The sequence below is a fragment of the Stenotrophomonas lactitubi genome (assembly GCF_002803515.1).
Classification (GTDB): domain Bacteria; phylum Pseudomonadota; class Gammaproteobacteria; order Xanthomonadales; family Xanthomonadaceae; genus Stenotrophomonas; species Stenotrophomonas lactitubi.
In genome coordinates, this window is sequence record NZ_PHQX01000001.1 from 3213747 (window position 1) to 3235907 (window position 22161).

At 66.7% G+C, this 22161-nt stretch carries 17 protein-coding genes; 5 read left to right on the forward strand and 12 right to left on the reverse strand.

Annotation, left to right across the window (positions count from 1 at the left end; genetic code table 11):
- Positions 1-90: 90 nt before the first annotated feature.
- The 7 genes from CR156_RS15090 to gap all read right to left on the reverse strand — a co-directional run bounded on the left by CR156_RS15090 (position 91) and on the right by gap (position 10578).
- A complete protein-coding gene (locus tag CR156_RS15090; protein ID WP_100553422.1) occupies positions 91-1095 on the reverse strand; it encodes a class I fructose-bisphosphate aldolase in 1005 nt (334 codons plus the stop codon).
- Between the two features lie 199 nt (positions 1096-1294).
- Entirely contained in the window at positions 1295-2761 is a 1467-nt protein-coding gene (pyk, locus tag CR156_RS15095; protein WP_089236630.1) for a pyruvate kinase, read from the reverse strand.
- A gap of 180 nt (positions 2762-2941) precedes the next feature.
- A complete protein-coding gene (locus CR156_RS15100; protein ID WP_100553423.1) occupies positions 2942-3610 on the reverse strand; it encodes an HAD hydrolase-like protein in 669 nt (222 codons plus the stop codon).
- On the reverse strand, positions 3607-4782 hold the full coding sequence (locus CR156_RS15105; protein WP_100553424.1) for a phosphoglycerate kinase: 1176 nt from the start codon (positions 4780-4782) through the stop codon (positions 3607-3609). Before CR156_RS15105 ends, CR156_RS15100 begins: the two co-directional genes overlap by 4 nt.
- Positions 4783-5388: 606 nt before the next feature.
- Entirely contained in the window at positions 5389-6765 is a 1377-nt protein-coding gene (locus tag CR156_RS15110) for a DUF3999 domain-containing protein (protein WP_100553425.1), read from the reverse strand.
- Positions 6762-9446, reverse strand: coding sequence for a DUF2339 domain-containing protein (locus tag CR156_RS15115; RefSeq protein ID WP_100553426.1), 2685 nt, complete (start codon positions 9444-9446; stop codon positions 6762-6764). Before CR156_RS15115 ends, CR156_RS15110 begins: the two co-directional genes overlap by 4 nt.
- A gap of 127 nt (positions 9447-9573) precedes the next feature.
- A complete protein-coding gene (gene gap / locus CR156_RS15120) occupies positions 9574-10578 on the reverse strand; it encodes a type I glyceraldehyde-3-phosphate dehydrogenase (protein ID WP_025874252.1) in 1005 nt (334 codons plus the stop codon).
- A gap of 193 nt (positions 10579-10771) precedes the next feature.
- On the opposite strand from gap, the gene CR156_RS15125 reads away from it, so the two are divergent.
- The 3 genes from CR156_RS15125 to CR156_RS15140 all read left to right on the forward strand — a co-directional run bounded on the left by CR156_RS15125 (position 10772) and on the right by CR156_RS15140 (position 13591).
- Positions 10772-11401, forward strand: a complete 630-nt coding sequence (locus CR156_RS15125; RefSeq protein ID WP_100553427.1) for an OmpW/AlkL family protein — start codon at positions 10772-10774, stop codon at positions 11399-11401.
- Positions 11402-11961: 560 nt separating this feature from the next.
- A complete protein-coding gene (locus CR156_RS15135) occupies positions 11962-12780 on the forward strand; it encodes a S1/P1 nuclease (protein WP_089236636.1) in 819 nt (272 codons plus the stop codon).
- A gap of 10 nt (positions 12781-12790) precedes the next feature.
- Entirely contained in the window at positions 12791-13591 is an 801-nt protein-coding gene (locus tag CR156_RS15140) for an MBL fold metallo-hydrolase (RefSeq protein ID WP_100553429.1), read from the forward strand.
- A gap of 41 nt (positions 13592-13632) precedes the next feature.
- On the opposite strand, the gene CR156_RS15145 is transcribed toward CR156_RS15140, so the two are convergent.
- The 3 genes from CR156_RS15145 to CR156_RS15155 are packed head-to-tail and all read right to left on the reverse strand — an operon-like array spanning position 13633 to position 15804.
- Positions 13633-14193 carry an energy transducer TonB gene (locus tag CR156_RS15145; protein ID WP_100553430.1) on the reverse strand — a complete coding sequence of 187 codons (561 nt, stop codon included), beginning with the start codon at positions 14191-14193 and terminating at the stop codon, positions 13633-13635.
- The gene (locus CR156_RS15150; RefSeq protein WP_100553431.1) at positions 14193-15446 is read right to left on the reverse strand and encodes a M56 family metallopeptidase; all 1254 of its coding nucleotides are present in this window, start codon (positions 15444-15446) and stop codon (positions 14193-14195) included. Before CR156_RS15150 ends, CR156_RS15145 begins: the two co-directional genes overlap by 1 nt.
- Entirely contained in the window at positions 15439-15804 is a 366-nt protein-coding gene (locus CR156_RS15155; RefSeq protein WP_100553432.1) for a BlaI/MecI/CopY family transcriptional regulator, read from the reverse strand. Before CR156_RS15155 ends, CR156_RS15150 begins: the two co-directional genes overlap by 8 nt.
- Positions 15805-15922: 118 nt before the next feature.
- Here CR156_RS15155 and CR156_RS15160 point away from each other — a divergent pair, with 118 nt between their 5' ends.
- Positions 15923-16480, forward strand: coding sequence for a flavin reductase family protein (locus CR156_RS15160; protein WP_100553433.1), 558 nt, complete (start codon positions 15923-15925; stop codon positions 16478-16480).
- Between the two features lie 33 nt (positions 16481-16513).
- Positions 16514-18466: an acetyl-CoA hydrolase/transferase C-terminal domain-containing protein gene (locus tag CR156_RS15165; RefSeq protein WP_100553434.1), complete on the forward strand. Its 1953-nt coding sequence runs from the start codon at positions 16514-16516 to the stop codon at positions 18464-18466.
- 124 nt (positions 18467-18590) lie between these two features.
- On the opposite strand, the gene tkt is transcribed toward CR156_RS15165, so the two are convergent.
- Together tkt and CR156_RS15175 are read right to left on the reverse strand one after the other, a co-directional pair.
- Positions 18591-20588, reverse strand: a complete 1998-nt coding sequence (gene tkt, locus CR156_RS15170; RefSeq protein WP_100460210.1) for a transketolase — start codon at positions 20586-20588, stop codon at positions 18591-18593.
- Positions 20589-20803: 215 nt separating this feature from the next.
- Positions 20804-22138: a dicarboxylate/amino acid:cation symporter gene (locus CR156_RS15175; RefSeq protein WP_089236644.1), complete on the reverse strand. Its 1335-nt coding sequence runs from the start codon at positions 22136-22138 to the stop codon at positions 20804-20806.
- Between the last annotated feature and the right edge of the window lie 23 nt (positions 22139-22161).

A 22161-nucleotide genomic window follows, 5' to 3' on the forward strand; every position in this document is an offset into this window, starting at 1 on the left:
GCGTGCGGGAGGCGGCAACGATACCGGCAAAAGCAAACGCCGGCGTGATGCCGGCGCTGCCTTGTTCAGTTCATGCTGCGAAACGACGGATCAGCCGTTCCACTTGCCCAGGGCGGCCTGGCCGTTTTCCTTGGCGCGCTCGTAGACGGTCTTCTGCGCGGCGGCGTAGTTGCCCTTCATGTCCTTGGCCCACAGCTTCAGTGCCGCCTGCTGCATGGCACGGCCATAGGAGAAGCTCAGCGGCCACGGCAGGTGACCCATCTGGTTCATGGCATTGAGGTGGGCGGTGGACTGCTCATCGCCCTGGCCGCCGGACAGGAACACCACGCCCGGCAGGATCGCCGGCACGGTGCTCTTCAGGCACATCACGGTCGACTCGGCCACTTCCTCGACGTCGGCCTGCTCGTCGCAGCCCTTGCCGGAGATGACCATCGAGGCCTTCAGGATGGTGCCTTCCAGCAGCACGTTCTGCTGGTACAGCGCGTCGAACAGCGAGCGCAGGGTGGCTTCGGTGACTTCGTAGCAGGTCTCGATGTCGTGCTCGCCGTCCATGATCACTTCCGGCTCGACCATCGGCACCAGGCCGCATTCCTGGCACAGCGCGGCATAGCGGGCCAGCGCATGCGCGTTGGACTCGATGCAGGTGCCCGACGGAATGCTCTCGCCGATGTTGATGACCGCACGCCACTTGGCGAAGCGCGCGCCCAGCTTGTAGTACTCCTGCAGGCGCTCACGCAGGCCGTCCAGGCCTTCGGTGACCAGCTCGCCCGGGCAACCGGCCAGCGGGTGCGCACCCTTGTCCACCTTGATGCCCGGGATCATGCCGTGGTCGGCCATGTACTTGGCGAACGGCACGCCGTCCTTGGTCGACTGACGGATGGTCTCGTCGTACAGGATCGCGCCGGAAATGTGCTCGTTGAGCTTCGGCGTGGTCAGCAGCAGTTCGCGGTAGGCGCGACGGTTCTCTTCGGTGTTCTCGATGCCGACGCTGGCAAAGCGCTTGGCGATGGTACCGGTGGATTCGTCGATCGCGATGATGCCCTTGCCCGGGGCAACCATGGCCTGGGCGGTTTCAGCCAGCTGTTCGATGCTCATGTACTTCCTGTGGCGGGTGCGGGAAAAACGTAAGTATAGCCCCGACGCCCCGTTACCTCGACGTGGAGGCCAGGGTGGAAACGATTCCACTTCCGTACAGGACAGGAAATGTCCTGCACGGCATGGGGTCGGAGCCCCTCCGGGGATCTGACCCCGGGGTCGGATCCGCACAGCGGCTCCGACCCGGTGTGATCAGCTCTTACAGGTCGCCGAGACCGCTGGCGCGGCCGTCGTCGCCCACTTCCAGCAGGCGCAGGGTATTGGTCGCGCCGTGGGTTTCCATGTGCTCACCGCTGGTGAACACCACGCGGTCGCCGGCCTGCAGCATGCCGCCTTCCACCAGCAGGCGGATGCTGCCGCGTGCGGCTTCGCGCGGGGTGAAGCCACGGCTGTCGAAGTTGATCGGGAACACATCGCGCATCAGCGCCATCTGCCGGCGGGCGCCGTCGTGGCGGGTAACCGCGAACACCGGTGCCGAGGCACGGAAACGCGACAGGTAGCGGGCGGTGCCACCGGATTCGGTCATCGCCACGATCGCGCGCACGCCCACGTGCTGGGACAGGAACATGGTGGCCATGGCAATGGCCTGGTCGGCACGTTCCAGGTTGCGCGGCGAGGCGCCGAAGTCGGTCTCGGTCTGGAACTGGCGCTCGGCGCCCAGGCAGATGCGCGCCATCGCTTCGACCGCCTTGACCGGATACGCACCAGCGGCGGTTTCGGCCGACAGCATCACCGCATCGGTGCCGTCGATGACCGAGTTGGCCACGTCCAGCACTTCGGCGCGGGTCGGGATCGGGCTTTCGACCATCGACTGCAGCATCTGCGTGGCGGTGATCACCACCTTGTTCTGCGCCAGCGAGGCCTTGATGATCTTCTTCTGCAGGCCCGGCAGCTCGGCATCGCCGATTTCCACGCCCAGGTCACCACGCGCCACCATCACCACGTCACTGGCGTCGACGATCTCTTCCAGGTTCTCGATGGCTTCGGTGCGCTCGATCTTGGATACCAGCGCGGCGTAGCAGCCGTGCGATTCGGCGATCTCGCGTGCATCGTTCATGTCCTGCGCATTGCGGCAGAACGACACGGCGATGAAGTCCACGCCGATCTTGGCGACGATGCCGATCAGCTCCTTGTCGCGCTCGGTCAGCGCGCCCAGCGACAGGCCACCGCCCTGCTTGTTCAGGCCCTTGCGATCGGACAACGGACCGTCATTGAGCACGGTGTTGATGATGCGCTCGCCCTGCACTTCCACCACCTGCAGCTGCATCAGGCCATCGTCGAGCAGCAGCACGTCACCGGCGGTCACGTCCTGCGGCAGGCCGAGGTAGCTCACGCCCACCTGGGTCGCATCGCCCGGGCCGGCATTGGTGCTGGCGATCAGGTCGAAACGGTCGCCGGCCTTGAGATGCACCTTGCCTTCGGCGAAGCGCTCGATGCGGATCTTCGGGCCCGGCAGGTCGGCCAGGATGCCTACTTCCACGCCCACCCGCTGCGCGGCGGCGCGCACATCGGCGGCACGCTTGGCCTGGCCGGACGGGTCACCGTGGCTGAAGTTGAGGCGCACCACGTTGACGCCGGCGCGGAACAGATCCTCCAGCACGCCCGGCGGATCGGTAGCCGGACCGAGGGTGGCAAGGATCTTGGTGCGACGCTGACGCTCGAACATGATGGATGGGCCTCTCCCGTTAAAGGACGGAAATTAGCACATCCTTCACGTCCCATGTATACGGTTACAGCCTTGTGCTGCCTGACTCTGCGGGACATCGCACGGACATGTTCCGGACATACGCCGGTCGATGGCAGCGGAAACGCCGCCGGGCAAGGCCCGGCGCGCGCCTCGTCTGCTTCAGGCCAGCAATGCCAGCAGCTGCGCCGGATCACGGGCCAGCTGCCCTGCACCGGCCTCGGTCAGCTCCTGCTCGCCACCAAAGCCCCACAGCACGCCCACGCTGCGCAGGCCGTGATGACGGGCACCTTCGATGTCCATGCGGCGGTCGCCGATCATCCAACAGCGTTCCGGTGCCAGCTGCAGGCGATGCAGCGCTTCGCCCACCAGCTGCGGCTTGCTGCTGCGCGAGCCATCCGGCGTGGAACCGATCACGTCCTCGAACAGGTCACCGAACGGCAGATGCTCGACGATGCGGCGGGCATGCGGCTCGTTCTTGGCGGTGACCACGGCCAAGCGGTGCCCCCGTTCGTGCAGTGCGCGCACCACCGCTTCGATGTCCGGATAGATCGTGTGCTCGCGCCAGCCTTCCACGTCGAAGCGCTCGCGATAGAAGGCCACGGCCTGCTCCACCCGTTCGGCATCGCCGAACAGCGGCGCGAACGTGGTGCGCAGCGACGGACCGATCCAGCCCAGCAGGGTTTCCTGCGACGGCACCGGATGGTCCATCTTCTGCAGCGCATAGGCGATGCAGGTGGTGATGCCCACTTCCGAATCGATCAGCGTACCGTCCATGTCGAAGAAGAGCGTTGCACGCTCTTCTCCGTCCACCCGCAGGTCGACGCTCATGCGCCGCGCGCGGCCAGGGCGGCAACGGCCGGCAGGGTCTTGCCTTCCAGGAATTCCAGGAATGCGCCGCCACCGGTGGAGATGTAGCTGACCTGCTGGGCGATATCGAACTTGTCGACCGCGGCCAGGGTATCGCCACCACCGGCGATGGAGAACGCCGGCGAACTGGCGATGGCGCGGGCCAGCGCTTCGGTGCCCTTGCTGAAGGCTTCGAACTCGAACACGCCGACCGGACCGTTCCAGACCACGGTGCCGGCCTTCTGGATCAGCTGCGCGTACTGCCCGGCGGTCTGCGGGCCGATGTCCAGGATCAGATCATCCTCGGCCACCGCATCGACGGCCTTCACTTCGGCAACCGCGTCGGGCAGGAACTGCTTGGCGGTGACCACGTCCACCGGCAGCGGGATGTCCGCACCGCGCGCCTTGGCGTCGGCCACGATCTTCTTCGCGGTATCCAGCAGGTCCGGCTCGTACAGCGACTTGCCGACCTTGTAGCCGGCCGCCGCGATGAAGGTGTTGGCGATACCGCCACCGACGATCAGCTGGTCGACCTTGCCGACCAGGTTGGCCAGCAGTTCCAGCTTGGTGCTGACCTTGCTGCCGGCGACGATGGCCAGCAGCGGCTTGGCCGGTGCATCCAGTGCCAGTGCCAGCGCATCCAGCTCGGCCATCAGCAGCGGGCCACCGGCAGCAACCGGGGCAAAACGGATCACGCCATGGGTGGACGCCTGCGCACGATGCGCGGTACCGAACGCATCCATCACGAACACATCGCAGAGGGCGGCGTACTTCTTCGACAGGACTTCATCGTCCTTGCCCTCGCCGACGTTCATGCGGCAGTTTTCCAGCAGCACCAACTGGCCCGGCTGCACGTCGACGCCGTCGACCCAGTCACGCACCAGCGGCACTTCGCGGCCCAGCAGCACCGACAGGCGCTGCGCAACCGGCGCCAGCGAATCGGCTTCGCTCCACACGCCTTCCTTCGGGCGGCCCAGGTGCGAGGTGACCATCACCGCCGCGCCCTGCTCCAGCGCGCGCTTGAGCGTCGGCAGGGAAGCGGTGATGCGCTGTTCGGAGGTGATGCGGCCATTCTCGATCGGCACGTTCAGATCCTGGCGGATCAGCACGCGCTTGCCGGAGAGGTCGAGGTCGGTCATGCGGACGATGGACATGGGCAACTCTTTGGCTCTGGAGATGGGATGCCGGTTTGCGGCAGACGGTCATTGTATCGGGTGCGGCTGGCGGCCGCGCCGCTGCCTGCGGCAGGCTTCGAAGCAACGGCAACGGCAACGGCAACGGCAACGGCAACAGCAACGGCCGAAGCGCTGGCGCTTCGTGGTGCTGTGGGTGGGCCGGGGCGGTGTGGGCCCGCGGGGGACGCCGTGAATCCATCCCTGGAGGCTCGGGCGCGCCATCCATGGCGCTTACGCCCCCGCGAGCCCACACCACCCCGGCCTCGACAGGTTCATGAGGCGGAGCGGATGGCGAAAGCAAAGGCGGTTTCTGGTGTCGGATGAAGGAAGAAGGGGTCTCGAGCGAAGCGACCCGCTTCTGCTCTTGCTCTTCTTTTTTTCTCTTCCGTGGGTGGACGCACACGGAAACTGTCAGAGGCCGGTCGGGTGGGCTGGGCAGGGGTGTCAGCCGCATGGATGCGGCTGCCAAGCCTACAGGGACGTACTTGCGGCGTCCCCTGCCCAGCCCACCCGCCCGGCCAAGCGAGGCTTTTGCTCCCTGCGACCAACCGACCACCCACGAGGGGCTGCGCCGTTCGCTGCAAACTACGCCGAAGGCGACGGCTTCTGCTTCAGCAGGCTCAACGCCAATCCGCCGACAACCAGCACCCCCAACCCCAGCAACGCCCACAGCAGCCACGCCTTCCAGTCGTGCTGCGGCTTCAGCGCCGCATCACCGGCCAGCGTCTCCGGGCTGCCTTCCAAGCGTGCCAGCGTCGGCTGCCACGAAGGATCATTGCGCTGGCGCAGTTCCTCGATCAGCACCGTGATCGGTGCCTCTGCGCGGCGCGCGGTGGTACTGCCCACGGCCAGCGCGTAGGGCGCCGCGCCCTGGCTGAGGAACACCATCACTTCCGGTTGATAGCCCAGGCGCAGGGTCGGCGCGCTGGTGGTCTCCACCGGGCTCGCTACCAGCTTCCAGTAGCGGTCGCGGTACATGCCGCCCAACGGCTGTGCCGCCGATTGCTGGCGCTGGCCCGGTGCGCCCTGCTGCAGCTGATAGGCAATCCAGGGCGCGCTGCGGCGCTGCCATTCGGCGGCAGCGTCATCGCGACTGAACAAGGTCCACTGCACCAGGCTGTTGTCGGTGCTGGCCACGTCGGCGCGGGTCACCGGGAATCGGCCATCCAGTTCAAAGGTGAATTCCCCCTTGCCCTGCGCGGTCGGTGTCAGCGACAGCCACTCCCAGGGCACCGTTGCCGGCGCTGGCGGCAGTTCCGCCAGGACGCTGCGCAGCTCCGGCAGGCGCGCCTCGCCCTGCGGCAGGATCCGCAGGTAGCGCACGTTGCTGTCGACCTGCAGGCGGCGCTGCAGCAGGCGCTTGCCCGCGCGCTGCAGATCCACCAGGGGGACGTCGCGGGCGATCGACTGCCAGCGCTGCAGATCGTCGCTGGCATCGAGCTGTACCTGCGCCTGCAGTGGCTGGCTGCTTTCGGCCCAGTCCAGCACCAGCGCTGCCAACGGTTGCTGGCCGAGCACGCTGGCATCGATCAACCAACCACCCTGCCCGTTCGCTACCGCACCACCACCAAGCCGAGCTTCGACCCGGCGCACACGGCCGTCGGTATCGCGCTCGGTCAGCAGCTGCAGGTCGTTGCGCTGGGCCTCGGCCAGCGGCGGTAGTGCAAACCACGGCAGCTCGCGCTGTACCGGCGGCTGCGCCAACGGCTGGTCCGGTGCCAGCAGCGCCGACGGCAATGCCTGGCCAGCGGCGTTGAACACCTGCAGGTCGCTCAGATCGGCTGTGCCTGCACGGCGATAAATCGCCGGCTCCAGCACCACGCGGTAGGCACCGGACTGCGCGCTGGACAGGCTCAGCGGCCATTGTTCGGCGTACTGCGCGCGGTAGTCCGTGGCCTGTGCAGCAACTGCACCGGCCACCCCGAACAACACCGGCAGCAAGGCTCGGCTCCACTTCCTCATTGGCTTTCCTCCACGGTTGGCGGCGCGCTCGGCGGCGCGGGCGCCAGGTAACCCACCACGGTGCACAGCAGGCCGTAGGCGATGAACGATGCGATTCCCAGCAGGTTGCCCAGGTGCTGGCGATCGATCAGCACCAGCTTGGCCAGCACCACGGCCATCAACACGGCACCGACCATCCACAGCACACGCTGGCCGCGACGCGAGCCCCACACCCAGGCGATCACGCCGAGCACGCTCCACAACACGGTCAGGCTGGTCTGGGCCAGGCTGAAGCGGGCCATTGTCGGATCCCAGGCCACCCCGCCCCAATGATGCACGCCATGCAGCACGGTGCTGGTCAACGCGATGAAACCGGCCACGGCCAGCACCGGCACACGCAACCGCTGCAGCGGCGCCGGTCCCTGCGCGTCATACAGCCAGCGTGCGATCAGCAACAGGCTGACCCACTGCGCCAGTTCGGCAGGATTGAGCAGCGGCAACCACGGCAACGGCGTGGCGTCGCCCGCCAGGGTCAGGCCGAACAACCAGGCCAACGCCAGCACCGCGAAAATCACGCTCTGCAGTGGCAGGCGCACCGGATCAAACGCAGCACCCAGCGGCCAGCGCAGCACGTTCCAGCGCCACAGCGACAGCGCCGCCAGCAGCAACCACGGCAGGGTCACCAGCAACGCGGTCCAGCCCTGCGCCAGGCGCGCGTCGCCGCCGCCCCACAGGGCCAGCAGCGAAAGCAGCGACGGCCACAACAGCCACCACAGGAACTGGGCGATACGGGCCACGCCACCACTGCCCTGACGCAGGCACAGCAGGCTGCGCACGCCGAGCACGGCGAACACTGCCCATGCCAGCGCGCCATAGCCGGCAAACGGCTGCTGGTGCGCGTCGCTCTGCAGCAGCGCCAACGGGAAGCCCGCTGCCAGCATCACCAGCGCGGTCACGCCCAGCGCACGTGCCGGCATGCGGCGCTGCACTTCCGACGCCAACCAAGCGGTGACGGCGGCCAGCACCAGCACGGCATCGGCCTGCGTCGAATGCGGGAAGAAGCGGCCGATTTCATGCACCAGACCACCCAACCACCACAGCAGGCCCCACAGGTAATACGCCAGGGCGATGTCATGGCGCTGCCTGCGCTGATAGCTCCACGCCGCCGCGAAGCCTGCCACGGCCAGCAGCAGCGCGCCGATCGCGGTCGGGTTGAGCAGGAAACGCTGGTCCTGATGCCAATGGTCGGCACCCACCACGAACGCGAATGCGGCGGCGAGCTGCAGCAGCGCACCGGTCACCTGCGGCAACCAGCGCTTCTGGCGCAACCCCAGCCACGCCAGGCCGGCACCTTCCAGCGCGAACACCGCGCCGGTGGCCCGCGCCGAGAATGCCAACGGCACCGCCAGCGTCGCAAAGCCCACGGCCAGTACCGCATGCGACTGCGCCAGCACCGTATACGACGCGCGTGCGATCAGCGCGCGGGCCAGCAATGCGTAGATCGCGGCCAGGCCCAGCGCACACAGGGCCAGCGTCATCGGCTGTTCGTGCAGCATGCCGGCCTGCAGCGAGAAGGCGATCAGCGGCGTGCCGAACACCAGGCTGCCATCAACCAGATCGCGCCGCCCGGCCGGCTGCCGGCGCGCATACAACAGCGGAATCAGCAGGTAGAAGGCGAAGAACAGCAGCAGGAACGGTTCGGTGCTGGCGAACTTGGCCGCGTCGTACTGCAGCACGCCCCAGAACGTGCCGATGCCGAAGGTGAACGCGAAACCGAGCAGGTTCAGCACACGCCACGGGCGATACCAGGCGATGGCGAAAATACCCGCGTTGAGCACAGCGTAGTAGCTGAACAGCCCGACGTGGTTACCACTGCCGGTGGACAGCCACAGCGGCGCCATGAAGCCCGCCAGGATGCCCAGCACCGCCAACGTGCGCGAGTTCTGCACCACCGCCAGCACGCACAGCCCCGCCACCAGGGCGATCGAGCTGGCAAAAGCGAAACCGGGCGCGAGCAGATCGAAACGCTTGAAGGCAGCGAAGATCGTCAGCAGCAGCACGCCGACGGCGCCGCCCTGCAAGGCCAGCGCGAACATCCGCCGGCGCTCGCGCTGGTGCCAGCCGAAGGCCAGCAGGCCCAGCGCACCGACGGTGATGCCCGCCAGCCGCAGTTCGACCGGCACCACCAGCCAGCCCTGGTCGCTGACGTACTTGAGCAGCGCGGCGACACCCGCCAGCAGCACCAGCATGCCGATCTTCACCGGCACGTTGCCTTGGGTGAACCAGTGTTTGACCGCACCGATCGCGCGCTCGACCAGGTTCGGCAGGGCCGGTTCTGCCGGCAGCGGCGGCACTGTGGGCTCCGGTGGCAACGGCGGTGGCGGCATTGGGCGCGCGGGCTGGGCCGGCGGCGGCAGCTCTTCGCGGGCGGCGACCGGCGCTGATGCCGGAGTTGCCGTGGGCCGCAGGAACGAGGGTTCGCTGCTGGGCTCGCGTGTTGCCGCAGGCGCGCGCGGCGGCTCGGCTACTGCCGAGGGCGCACGGCCTACCGTCCCGGCCGGGATGGGCGCGACCTGCACGGTCTGTGCGGCCTCCAGGGCGGCGACCCGCCGGCGCAGGCCGGCAATCATCACCAGCGCGACCACCAGCAGCAGCGGTATCGCCAGCAGGACCAGTACTGCCAGGACCAAGAGTGCTTCCATTCCTCGCCTTCCAATGCGATCCCGCGCCACGATGGCGGCGGTCGACGGGCCCATGCTACGTCAGGCCGGGCCCCTTAAACGACGAACCCCGGCCAGGCCGGGGTTCGCGCAACGATCTTCGCAGGCCTTACTTGGCCGCGACGACCTTGGCCATTTCCAGGCACTTGTTGGAGTAGCCCCACTCGTTGTCGTACCACGACACGAGCTTGACGAAGGTGCCGTCGAGGGCGATGCCGGCGTCGGCATCGAACACCGAGGTGTGGGTTTCACCGCGGAAATCGGTGGCAACCACCTTGTCTTCGGTGTAGCCCAGGATGCCCTTCAGTGCGCCTTCGCTCTGTGCCTTCACTTCGGCGCAGATCTCGGCGTAGGTGGCTTCCTTTTCCAGCTCGACGGTCAGGTCGACCACCGACACGTCCGAGGTCGGCACGCGGAAGCTCATGCCGGTCAGCTTCTTGTTCAGTTCCGGAATGACCACGCCGACAGCCTTGGCTGCGCCGGTGGAGGACGGAATGATGTTTTCCAGGATGCCACGGCCGCCGCGCCAGTCCTTGTTGGACGGGCCATCGACGGTCTTCTGGGTGGCGGTGGCCGCATGCACGGTGGTCATCAGGCCGCGCTTGATGCCCCACTTGTCATTGATGACCTTGGCCAGCGGCGCCAGGCAGTTGGTGGTGCACGAGGCGTTGGAGATGATCGCCTGGCCGGCGTAGGTCTTGTCGTTCACGCCGAACACGAACATCGGCGTGTCGTCCTTCGACGGTGCCGACAGGATGACCTTCTTGGCACCGGCATCGATGTGCTTCTGCGCGCTGACCTTGTCCAGGAACAGGCCGGTGGCTTCGAGCACGACGTCGACGCCGACTTCGTCCCACTTCAGGTTGGACGGATCGCGTTCCTGGGTCAGGCGGATCTTCTTGCCGTTGACCAGCAGATCCTTGCCATCGACGGCTACGTCGGCCTTGAAACGACCGTGCACGGAGTCGTACTTGAGCATGTAGGCCAGGTAATCAGGCTCCAGCAGATCGTTGATGGCCACGATTTCGATGTCGTCGCCGAAGTTCAGCACCGCCGAGCGCAGGACGTTACGCCCGATGCGACCGAAACCGTTGATACCAACCTTGATTGCCATGTTCTCAAGCTCCTGCAGCCGCGACAGGTGCGGCGGGGTGGATAGGGCCCACAAGTCTAGCAGGCCGGCCTTGACCACCGCCGGCCAAGGCCGGCCCCGGGACGGCGGCCGGACAGGATTTGATCCGGATCAAAGCGTTAGCGCGGCGTGAGGCCGAGACTGGCCACATCCACCCAGCAACGAGATCACCCCCATGCGCAAGAACTCCCCCCTGATCGTGGCCAGCCTGGCCGCCGCCCTGTCGCTGGCCGCCGCCCCGGCCATGGCCCAGTCCAAGGGCGACTGGACCATTTCCGCCGGTGTGCACCAGGTCGCCCCGAAGTCGAACAACGGCTGGCTGGCCGGTGGCACCCTGAAGGTCGATGTCGACAACGACGTCAAGCCGACCATCACCGGTGAGTACTTCATCGCCGACAACCTGGGCATCGAAGTGCTGGCGGCGCTGCCGTTCAAGCACGACATCAACATCAACGGCCTGGGCCGCGTGGGCAGCACCAAGCAGCTGCCGCCGGTGGTCACCCTGCAGTACCACTTCAACAGCAAGGGCAAGGTGTCACCGTTCGTGGGCGCCGGCCTGAACTACACCACCTTCTTCAGCGAAGACACCACCGGCGCGCTGGCCAGCAGCAAGCTGAAGCTGCAGGATTCGTGGGGCCTGGCCGCCCATGCGGGCATCGACTTCGCGATTGGCGAGAAGGGCGCCCTGCGCGTGGACATGCGCTGGATCGACATCGACAGTAAGGTGAAGCTGGACGGCGAGAAGATCGGCACGGTCAACATCGATCCGCTGGTCTACGGCGCGTCCTACGTCTTCAAGTTCTAAGGGGTTGTTTGGCGGGGGCTTCGCCCCCGCTCCCCCGCTACAGGCAAAACCCTCGCAGCATGTTGCCCCGGTATGTGTGTGCCGGGGCTTTTTTTGTTGCAGAGCGTAGAGCTGCGTTTGGGCGAGGCAGGTGAATTGCTCAGGACACGCCGTAAATACGTCCCTGTAGGCTCGATCGCCGCATCCATGCGGCGAACGGTCCTGAGCAATCCACCCGCCCCGCCCCTCTCATTTCCGCGCGCGCGCAAGCGCAAGCAGAAGCCGGCATCCGCATGGCGCAGTTGCTATCGGCCGGATGCTTCGCGCGCCGCAGGATGTGATCCTGCATTTGACTGTGATTCTGCTTTTGACCTTTGCATCCGCCAACGCGGCCATGTTGGAGGTGTGCGGCCGGGGCAGGCAGAGCGGGACCGTTGGCGCCATGGATGGCGCCATCGAGCCCCCATGGATGGGTTTACGGCGTGTCCCGCACTGCCTGCCCCGGCCGCACACGCCCCGATGACAATGAACGCGCCGCTTTCCATCAACCACCCATCTCCCCCGCTGGCTAGAATGAGCGGATGAAAGCACTGCACTCCCTGTTCCTCGCCGCCGCTCTCGCGCCGGCCCTGCTGACCCTGTCTGCACCCGCCCATGCCTGGGGCGCGCAAGGCCACCGCCTGGTCGCCGAAGTCGCCGACAGCCGCCTCAACCCGACCGCACGCACCGAGGTCGACCGCCTGCTGGCCACCGAACCCGGCGCCACCCTCGCCAGCATCGCGCCCTGGGCCGACCAGCTGCGCGCCAAGGACCCCGGCCTGGGCCGTCGCTCGGCCGGCTGGCACTACGTCAACATCGCCGAAGATGGCTGCCACTACGAGGCGCCGAAGCACTGCAAGAGCGGCAACTGCATCGTCGAAGCGCTGAAGGCGCAGAGCGCGATCCTCGGCGACCGCAGCCTGACCGATGGCGAGCGCCTGCAGGCGCTGAAGTTCGTCGTGCACCTGGTCGGCGACATCCATCAGCCGATGCACGCCGGCTACGGCCACGACAAGGGCGGCAACGATTTCCAGCTGCAGTTCGGCAACCGCGGTACCAACCTGCACTCGCTGTGGGACAGCGGCATGCTCAATACCCGAAAGGTCGACGATGCCGGCTACCTGCCGGTGCTGCGCGCGCTGCCGGCGCCGAAGCTGGCACGCCAGTCCAACCCGCAGCGCGACCCGGTCAGCTGGGCCGAAGCCAGCTGCCGCATTTCCGTGCAACCTGGCGTTTACCCTGCCTCGCGTAAGATCGGCGACGACTACACCACGCGTTACCGGCCAGTGGCCGAAGCGCAGCTGCGACTGGCGGGTGAGAATCTGGCGCAGTTGCTGAACCGCGTGCTCGCCACACGCTGAGGAGTATCCGATGTCGGTCCAGGTGCAATCGTTCTTCCACCGTGACAGCAATACCTTCAGCTACCTGGTCAGCGACCCGGCCAGCAGGGAGGCCGCGCTGATCGACCCGGTACTGGATTACGACCCGGATACCGACGCCAGCAGCGAGTCACCGGTGCGCGCGATGCTCGATGCCATCGCGCAGCAGCAGCTGCACGTGCGCTGGCTGCTGGAAACCCACGCCCATGCCGACCACGTGTCGGCCGGGCGGCGGCTCAAGCAGCGGTTCCCGCAGGCGACGTTGGCCATCGGCGAAGGCATCCGCGCAGTGCAGGCCACGTTCGCACCGCGCTATGGCCTGCAGCTGCCCGATGAACATGCGGTCTTCGATCACCTGTTCGCCGATGGCGAGACCTTTGCACTGGGTGAGTTGCAGGGGCGCATCATCGCCGTACCCGGCCACACCAGCGACAGCATCGCCTATCTGATCGACGATGCTGTCTTCACCGGCGATTCGCTGTTCATGCCCGATGGCGGCACTGCACGCTGCGATTTCCCCGGCGGAGATGCCGCGCAGCTGTACCGCTCGATCCAGCGTCTGCTTGCCCTGCCCGATGCCACCCGCGTGTTCGTCTGCCACGACTACGGCCCGGGCGGCCGCGATTTCGCCAATGAAACCAGCATCGGCGAACAGCGTGCGCACAACATCCACGTGCATGACGGCGTGGCTGAGGCCGAGTTCGTCAGCGTGCGTCAGGCGCGTGATGCGACCTTGGCAGAGCCAACGCTGATGCAGCCGGCGGTGAAGGCGAACATCCAGGGCGGAGCGTAGGGGCCGCACGGTCGCTTCATCGCGGCGGGAATGACGCGGCGTCATTTGCCCTGCGTGCGCACGACATGCTGGCCCTTCACGATCTCGAACGTGAAGGCATACAGCAGACTCACCGGCACTGGCTCAACGCGCTCGGCGCCTTCGCAGTCGCCACGGTCGTTCGGCACCTTGCCGGGTGCGAAGTGGCAGACGGCGGCGGGTGAATACTTCCACATCGCCACCGCCTCCTGCGCCGCCTGCAGCAGAGGCGCATTCTCGCTTGCCGCGCCTGCAGCGCATTCGCTGCGGTCTACCAGCGCCAGGCTTCGCTCGACAGCGCCGTCGGCATCGATCACCACCTGCAGGCAGATCGTGGTCGGCGCCAGCTCGGTACGCGGGTCACGATCGCCGATCTGCGGATCCGGCGCTGCATACAGCTGCGGCATCCGATAGCCTTCGGTCGCTCCCAGCGTGTACGCCTGCACCTGGCCGCTGCCGCCTTTCCCTTCCGCATGCAGGCGCTGATGGCCGACACTCTCATTGCGGGTGTCGACGGTGGTCAGCCGTTCCTGTGTGGCGCAGCCTGCCAGCATCCCCGCTGCCAACAGCAGCGTGATGCGCATCACCTGGCGGTCTCCGTCACTTCATCGCTCTCATCCATGGCGAAAGTGATCGGAATGCGCACGGCGCCCGCCACCGGCTTGCCGTTCTTCAGCGCCGGGCGATAGGTCCAGCTTCGCGCTGCTGCAATCGACACCGCTTCGAACACGCCCGGATTGGTGGCGCTGAGTACCTGCACATCGGTGGGGTAGCCCTTGGCATCCACGTCCACGCGCAGGCTAACTACGCCGGCCTGACGTTGCTCTATCGCAGACTTCGGATAGGAGGGTGGCGGCATCTTGTCGACCTGGATCGGACGATCCAACCCGGCCTTCGCTGCATCTTGTTCCGCGTGCTCGTAGGGCTCGACGTTGATCGACGGCACGCCCGCTGCTCCACCTTGGCTCGCCCACGCCACCGCCCCCATCCCCAGGCACAACCCGACCACCAGTACCTGACCCGACACCCACGGCAATGCCTTCCGCTTGGACTGCTTCAACATGGCGATACGCTCCTTCAACACAGGTTGGCTGCGCCAGTGGCAGACCGCCGGCGCAACCGGGTGGACCAGCTGCGCCTTCAGCAGCGTGCTGGCGTAGAGGCCGCGCAGCGCGGGCTGCGGGGCAATGGTGCGGGCATCGCAGGCCAGTTCCTGGTCACGCAGGAAACGACGTGCAGCCCATGGCAGCAGCGGGTGGAACCAGAACATCGCGCGCATCAGCAACAGCGCGCCGTTGGCCCAGTGATCGCCATTGCGACGATGGCTGTGCTCGTGCTGCAGGATCAGGCGCTGCTCCTGCGCGCTGAACTGCCGGTCGAAATCCGGGCCGACCACGATGCGCGGCCGCCACAGGCCCACCAGCGCCGGCAGCCCGGGATCTCCACTGGCCTGCCAGCTGCCATCGGCGCGTGCCTGCAGGCCGCCCATGCCACGTTCGAAGCGGCGCTGTGCGCGCAGGTCGCGCAACAGGCAGACGCCCGCGCCCAGCGCCCACACCAACAACAGCAGCAAGGGCCATTGCAGAGATGACGCAGGCAGGCCCTCCACTGCTTCGGGCACCACCTTCAGCGGCAAGGTCGGCACATGCTGCAACAACGCAACCTGCGGCAGGGGAAGCAACAGCGCGGCCAACAGCAGCGGTAGCAGCCACCAGCTGCGATACACCACTCCAGCGCCGCCCAGCCGCAACAGCAGCGGCCGCACCGTCGCCAGCAGGATTACGCCCAGCGCCAGCCACAGGCTGGCCCGCCACAGTCCGTCGAGCAGCTCATTCATCATCCAGCTCCTGGATCAGCTTCTTCAGTTCGGCGATGTCCTGTGCGCTGAGCTGGCCGCGTTCGCTGAAATGCGCCACCAGCGGCGCCACCCGGCCCTCAAACACACGCCCGAGGAAGTCCTGGCTCTGCGCCTGCACCCATGCCTGGCGCTGCAGCAGCGGCCGGTACAGATAGCGCCGGCCATCGCGCTCGGCGGCGATCGCGCCCTTGGTCAGCAGGCGGTTGAGCAGGGTCTTGATGGTCGGCTCGGCCCAGTTGCGGTGGGCCAGTGCCGCCACGACCTCATCGGCGGTGCGCGGTGCCTGCTGCCACAGCACCTCCATCACTACGGCCTCTGCTTCGCTGATCGGGGTCATGGTTTACGTCCGTAATCGATGACTTGATTACGCGCGTAATCGAACCTGCTGTCAAGCCCTCGACCGGTACTTCATCGCGCCTGCGCCAGCATGAGGGGCCTCCATCGCAGGTACCGGCATGAAGCCCTTGCGCAAGCGTGATTTCCCCGTCGAACAGGCCCGGCGCTTCCTCGAACCCGGCCCGATCGTGCTGGTCAGCACCGCGTGGCGGGGGCAGCGCAACCTGATGACGATGGGCTGGCACATGGTGATGGGCTTTTCGCCCTCACTGGTGGCCACCTACCTGTGGAACGAGAACCACAGCTTCGGGCTGGCCCGTGGCAGCGGCGAGTGCGTGATCAACGTGCCGGGGGTCGAACTGCTGGACACCGTGGTCGACATCGGCAACTGCAGCGGCCGCGACGTGGACAAGTTCGAACGGTTCGCCTTGGATGCGGTGCCGGCGCGGGATGTGGGGGCACCGCTGGTAGGCCAGTGCCATTCCAGTTTCGAGTGCCGCCTGCATGACGACAGCCAGGTCGAATCGAGCAATCTCTTCATCTGGGAAATCGTGCGCGCCCACGTGGCGCCGCGGCCGAAGCTGCCGCGCACGGTGCATTACCGCGGCGATGGCCGGTTCATGGTGGCCGGCGCCGAAGTCTCGCGTCGACGGCGGTTCAAGCCCGACATGCTGTAATGCCAGCACTCCCCCCAAGCAGGATCGCCCCGGATGACCGAACACCTCACCGACCTCGACGCCGCCGTTGACTGGCTGTTCGCGCGCGTGGATGGGCCGCTGCGGATCGGTGCACCGCTGGCGCTGGGCAAACCCCACCGCCTGCTCAACGCCCTGTATGCGCGTGTGGAACAGGACCCGTCGCGGCCGCTGCAGCTGTACACCGCGCTGTCTTTGAACCCGCCGCAGGCGAAGGGAGACGGCCTGGAAGCGCGCTTCATGGCGCCGTTCGCGTCCCGCCATTTCGGTGAAGACTTCCCGCGCCTGGCCTATGCCGATGCGATCGCGCGCGACGCATTGCCAGCGCACGTGCAGGTGGAAGAGTTCTACATGCAGTCCGGTGCCCTGCTCGGTTCGCGGCAGGCGCAGTCCAGCTACACCAGCCTCAACTACACCCACGCCGCCGATGCCGTGGCCCAGCGCGCGCCGCAGGTGATCGTGCAGAAAGTAGCGATGCGCCCGGACGACCGGCGCCTTTCGCTGTCCTGCAACAACGACATCACCCAGGACACGCTGGACGCGATGACCGCGCGCGGCCTGCCGCGCCCGCTGCTGGTCGCCGAGATCGATCCGCAGCTGCCGTATCTGGGCGGCACGGCCACGGTCGACGTGTCCTTCTTCGATCTGGTCATCACCCCGCCAGCACCGTATCCGGCGTTGTTCGGGCTGCCGCGGCAACCGGTGGCCGACGCCGACTACGCCATCGGCCTTTATGCCAGCACCCTGGTGCGCGACGGCGGCACGCTGCAGATCGGCATCGGCACCTTGGCCGATGCACTCAGCCACGCATTGGTACTGCGCCACACCGACAACGCGCGCTACCGGCGCGTGTTGGATGCGCTGGACCCGCAACTGGCCAGCCATCCGCTGGTGCAGGAGATCGGCGGGCTGGAGCCGTTCGAGATCGGCCTGTACGGCTGCAGCGAAATGCTCAACGAGGGCTTCCGCCGGCTGGTGCAGACCGGCGTGATCAAGCGCAAGGTGCATGATGACCTGGCGCTGATGCAGCGCATCGAGAACGGCAGCACGCTGTCCATCGATCACGCCACGTTGGAGGCGGAGGGCGAGTATCTGCACGGCGCGTTCTACCTGGGCTCATCCGAATTCTACGAATGGCTGCGCACCCTGCCCGAGGACGAATGCCGGGCGATCGGCATGCGCCGCATCAGCGAGATCAACCAGTTGTACGGCGGCAACGAAACACTGGAACGCCTGCAGCGCCGGCACGCGCGCTTCTTCAATTCCTGCATGATGGCCACCGCACTGGGCGCAGCGGTGTCCGATGCACTGGAAGATGGACGCGTGGTCTCCGGTGTGGGCGGCCAGTACAACTTCGTGGCGATGGCGCATGCGCTGCCGGAAGCACGCAGTGTGTTGATGTTCCGCGCCGCGCGCGATGACAAGGGCCAGCGCGACTCCAATGTGCGCTGGAACTACGGGCACACGACCATTCCGCGCCACCTGCGTGACATCTATCTCAACGAGTACGGCATCGCCGATGTGCGCGGCCTGACCGACGACGACTGCGTGCACGCGATGGCGGCAATCACCGAGGCGCCATTCCAGGGCGCGCTGCTGCAGCAGGCCTTCGCGGCGCGCAAGCTGGCAGCAACGGCACAGCCCGATGCGCAGCGGCAGCAGCGCAATACACCGCAGGCACTGGCGGCGGCGCTGGCGCCGTTCCGCAACGATGGCACCCTGCCCGATTACCCGTTGGGCAGCGACTTCACCGAGATCGAACAGGTGCTGGTGAAGGCACTGGGCTGGCTGAAAGCCAACACGCAGACGCGCGGCAGCAAGCTGCGCACCGTGTGGGACGCGCTGTGGCAGCCTGCAGGTGATGGCGACGCGGTGTACCTGCAGCGGATGGAACTGCAGTCGCCCAAGGACGTCGGCGAACGGCTCAATGCACGGTTGTTGAGGCTGGCCCTGGCACGCACCGCCTGAGAAAAGGGGACGGAGGGGATTAAGTCGTTTGTGGCACAAACGACTTAATCCCCTCCGTCCCCTTTTTGACAGGCAAAGAAAAGGCCGGCTTGCGCCGGCCTCCCCGTATTCCATGCAGCGCGGCTTACAGCGCCTTGGCTGCTTCCACCACGTGCGCGGTGGTGATGCCGAAGTGCTGGTACAGCTTGTCGGCCGGGGCCGAGGCACCGAACGTGTCGATACCGATCACTGCACCGTCCAGGCCGACGAACTGGCGCCAGAAGCCGGTGATGCCGGCTTCGATCGCCACGCGCTTGCGCACGGCGTTCGGCAGCACCGATTCGCGGTAGGCCGCATCCTGGCGCAGGAACACATCGGTGGACGGCATCGAGACCACGCGGGTCTTCAGGCCGGCCGCATCCAGCTGCGCCTTCGCTTCGGTCGCCAGCGAGACTTCCGAACCGGTCGCGATCAGGATCACGTCCGGGGTGCCGGCAGCATCGGCCAGCACATAGCCGCCACGCTCGATCTGTGCGATCTGCTCGGCGTCGCGCGGCTGGTGCGGCAGGTTCTGGCGGCTGAACACCAGGCAGCTCGGGCCGTCCTGGCGGGTGATCGCAGCCTTCCAGCTCACGGCCGACTCGACCGCGTCGCACGGACGCCACACGTCGTTGTTCGGGATGTAGCGCAGCGAGGCCAGATGCTCCACCGGCTGGTGGGTCGGGCCGTCTTCGCCCAGGCCGATCGAGTCGTGGGTGTAGACGTGGATGGCGTGGGCCGGGATCAGCGCGCTCATGCGCACGGCATTGCGGGCGTAGTCGCTGAACACCAGGAAGGTGGCATCGAACGGAATGAAACCACCGTGCAGGGCCAGGCCATTGGCGATCGCGGTCATGCCGAACTCGCGCACACCGTAGTACACGTAGTTGGCATTGGCATCGTCGGTGGCGACGGACTTGCTGCCCTTCCACAGGGTCAGGTTCGAGTGCGCCAGGTCAGCCGAACCGCCAACGATTTCCGGCAGCAGCGGTGCGAACGCTTCGATGGCCAGCTGCGACGCCTTGCGCGAAGCGATGGTCTGGCCTTCGGCGGCAACCTGGGCGATGTAGGCGTCGGCCTTGGCGACGAAGTCGGCCGGCAGATCGCCATGCGAGCGACGGGTCAGTTCAGCGGCTTCAGCCGGGTACTGCGCAGCGTACTTGTCGAACTGCTGCTCCCACTCGGCCTGGCGCAACGTGCCGGTACCGCCGGCACGCCAGCCGGCGTAGATCTCTTCCGGAATCTCGAACGGGCCGTAGTTCCAGTCCAGCGCCTTGCGGGTAGCTTCCAGTTCGTCCTTGCCCAGCGGTGCGCCGTGGCTGGATTCCTTGCCGGCCTTGTTCGGCGAACCAAAACCGATCGTGGTGCGGCAGCAGATCAGGGTCGGCTTGCCGTCCTGCGACAGGGCCGCTTCGATACCGGCCTTGATGCTTTCCGGATCGTGGCCATCGACGCCACGGACCACGTTCCAGCCATAGGCCTCGAAACGCTCCGGGGTGTTGTCGGTGAACCAGCCTTCGGTGTTGCCGTCGATGGAGATGTGGTTGTCATCCCAGAAGCAGACCAGCTTGTGCAGGCCCCAGGTGCCGGCCAGCGAGGCGGCTTCGTGGGAAATGCCTTCCATCAGGCAGCCGTCACCCATGAACACCCAGGTACGGTGGTCGACGATTTCCAGCTCCGGGCGGTTGAAGCGCTGTGCCAGCAGTTTCTCGGCCAAGGCAAAACCGACGGCATTGGCGAAACCCTGGCCCAGCGGACCGGTGGTGGTCTCCACGCCCGGGGTCTCGTGACGCTCCGGATGGCCAGCGGTGTGGCTGCCCAGCTGGCGGAATGCCTTCAGCTGCTCGATCGGCAGGTCATAGCCGCTCAGGTGCAGCAGCGCGTACTGCAGCATCGAGCCGTGGCCATTGGACAGCACGAAGCGGTCGCGGTTGAACCACTGCGGGTTGTTCGGGTTGTGACGGTGGTAGTCGTTCCAGAGGACTTCGGCGATGTCGGCCATGCCCATGGGCATGCCGGGGTGGCCGGACTTTGCGGTTTCAACCGCATCGGCGGCGAGGAAGCGGATGGCGTTGGCCAACTGGCGACGGGTAGGCTGCGTCATGGTTCTGTCGGAATCGGGAGGCGGCCGCGGAACTGCGGGCGGCCTATTGTCCCACAGACGCCGGGTGGGGTCAGGCCAACAAGGCGGTAGTGCCGGCCGCTGGCCGGCAACCCGGTAGAAATTCCCGAAGATCATGAAGTTGCCGGCCAGCGGCCGGCACTACCGCCCCCGGAGTCCGGGGGCTGCGCCGAAGGCGCGGGGGCCGGCACTACCGGTCAGTTGTCCAGACGGGCCGCGGCGGCAGCGATCTCGGCCGGGGTGTCCGCGGCTTCGCCCTTGGCCACCAGGGTGGTCAGGGCCAGGTCGCCGGTCACGTTCAGCGCGGTGCGGCACATGTCCAGGAAGTGGTTCACGCCCAGGATCAGGCCGATGCCCAGCGGATTGACGCCGACCATCGCACAGATCATCGCCACCACCGGCAGCGAGCCGGACGGCACACCGGCCGTACCGATGCCACCGAGGATGCAGACCGCCATCACCATGACCTGCTGGCCGATGCTCAGGTCGACACCGAAGAACTGAGCCAGGAAGATCACCGTCACGCCCTCGAACAGCGCGGTGCCGTTCTGGTTGGCGGTGGCGCCCACGGTCAGCACGAAGCGCGACACGCGCTGCGGCAGGCCCATCTGGTCGGCCACGCGCAGCGCGGTCGGCAGCGTGGCGTTGCTGGAGGCAGTGGAGAAGGCCATCACCGTGGCCTCCTGGGTCTGCCGGAAGAACGCCAGCGGCGAACGCCCCGACAGCCATACCGCGGTGCCGTAGGTCACCACCATGTGCAGGCCCAGTGCCAGCACCACCACGCCCACGTAGGCACCCAGGCGGATGATCAGGTCGAAGCCGAACAGCGCGGCCAGGTTGAACATGAAGCAGGCCACGGCATACGGCGCCAGGCGGATGACCAGGTTGATCAGGGTCATCGAGATTTCGAACACGCCTTCGATGGCGCGACGCAGCGGGGCTACCTTGGCCTCATCGGTCAGCACCATGCCGATACCGAACATGAGCGCGAAGAACATCAGCGACAGGATCGCGCCATTGTCCGAAGCGGCCTGCAGCACGTTGCTCGGCACGATCGACAGCAGCATGTCCATGCCCTTCGGCGTGCCATGGATGCCAGCCACGATTTCCTTGCTGCGCTCGGCGTTCTCCGACAGCATCAGCGCGGCCACCTGCGGGTCGACGCCGGCACCGGGCTTGAGCAGATTGACCAGCACCAGGCCGATACCCACAGCGATGCCGGACAGCAGCACGGTGTAGGCCAACGTCTTCCAGCCGATACGGCCAAGGGCGCGGATGTCGCCCATCTCCGACACGCCCATGATCAGCGCCGAGAAGATCAGCGGCACGATCAGCATGAAGATCAGGTTGAGGAACAGGCCCGAAGCCGGGGTGGTGACGTAGTCCATTACCCACTTGGCACCGGTCTGCAGGCCTTCGATGCTGCCGCCCAGGGCATGCACGATCAGTCCCAGGACCAGGCCGATCGCAAAGCCGATGCCCATCTTCCAATGCAAGGGCAACTTCTTCTTGTCGGCAGCAGCTGCTGTCATGCGCGGGATTCCTCGAAAAATGA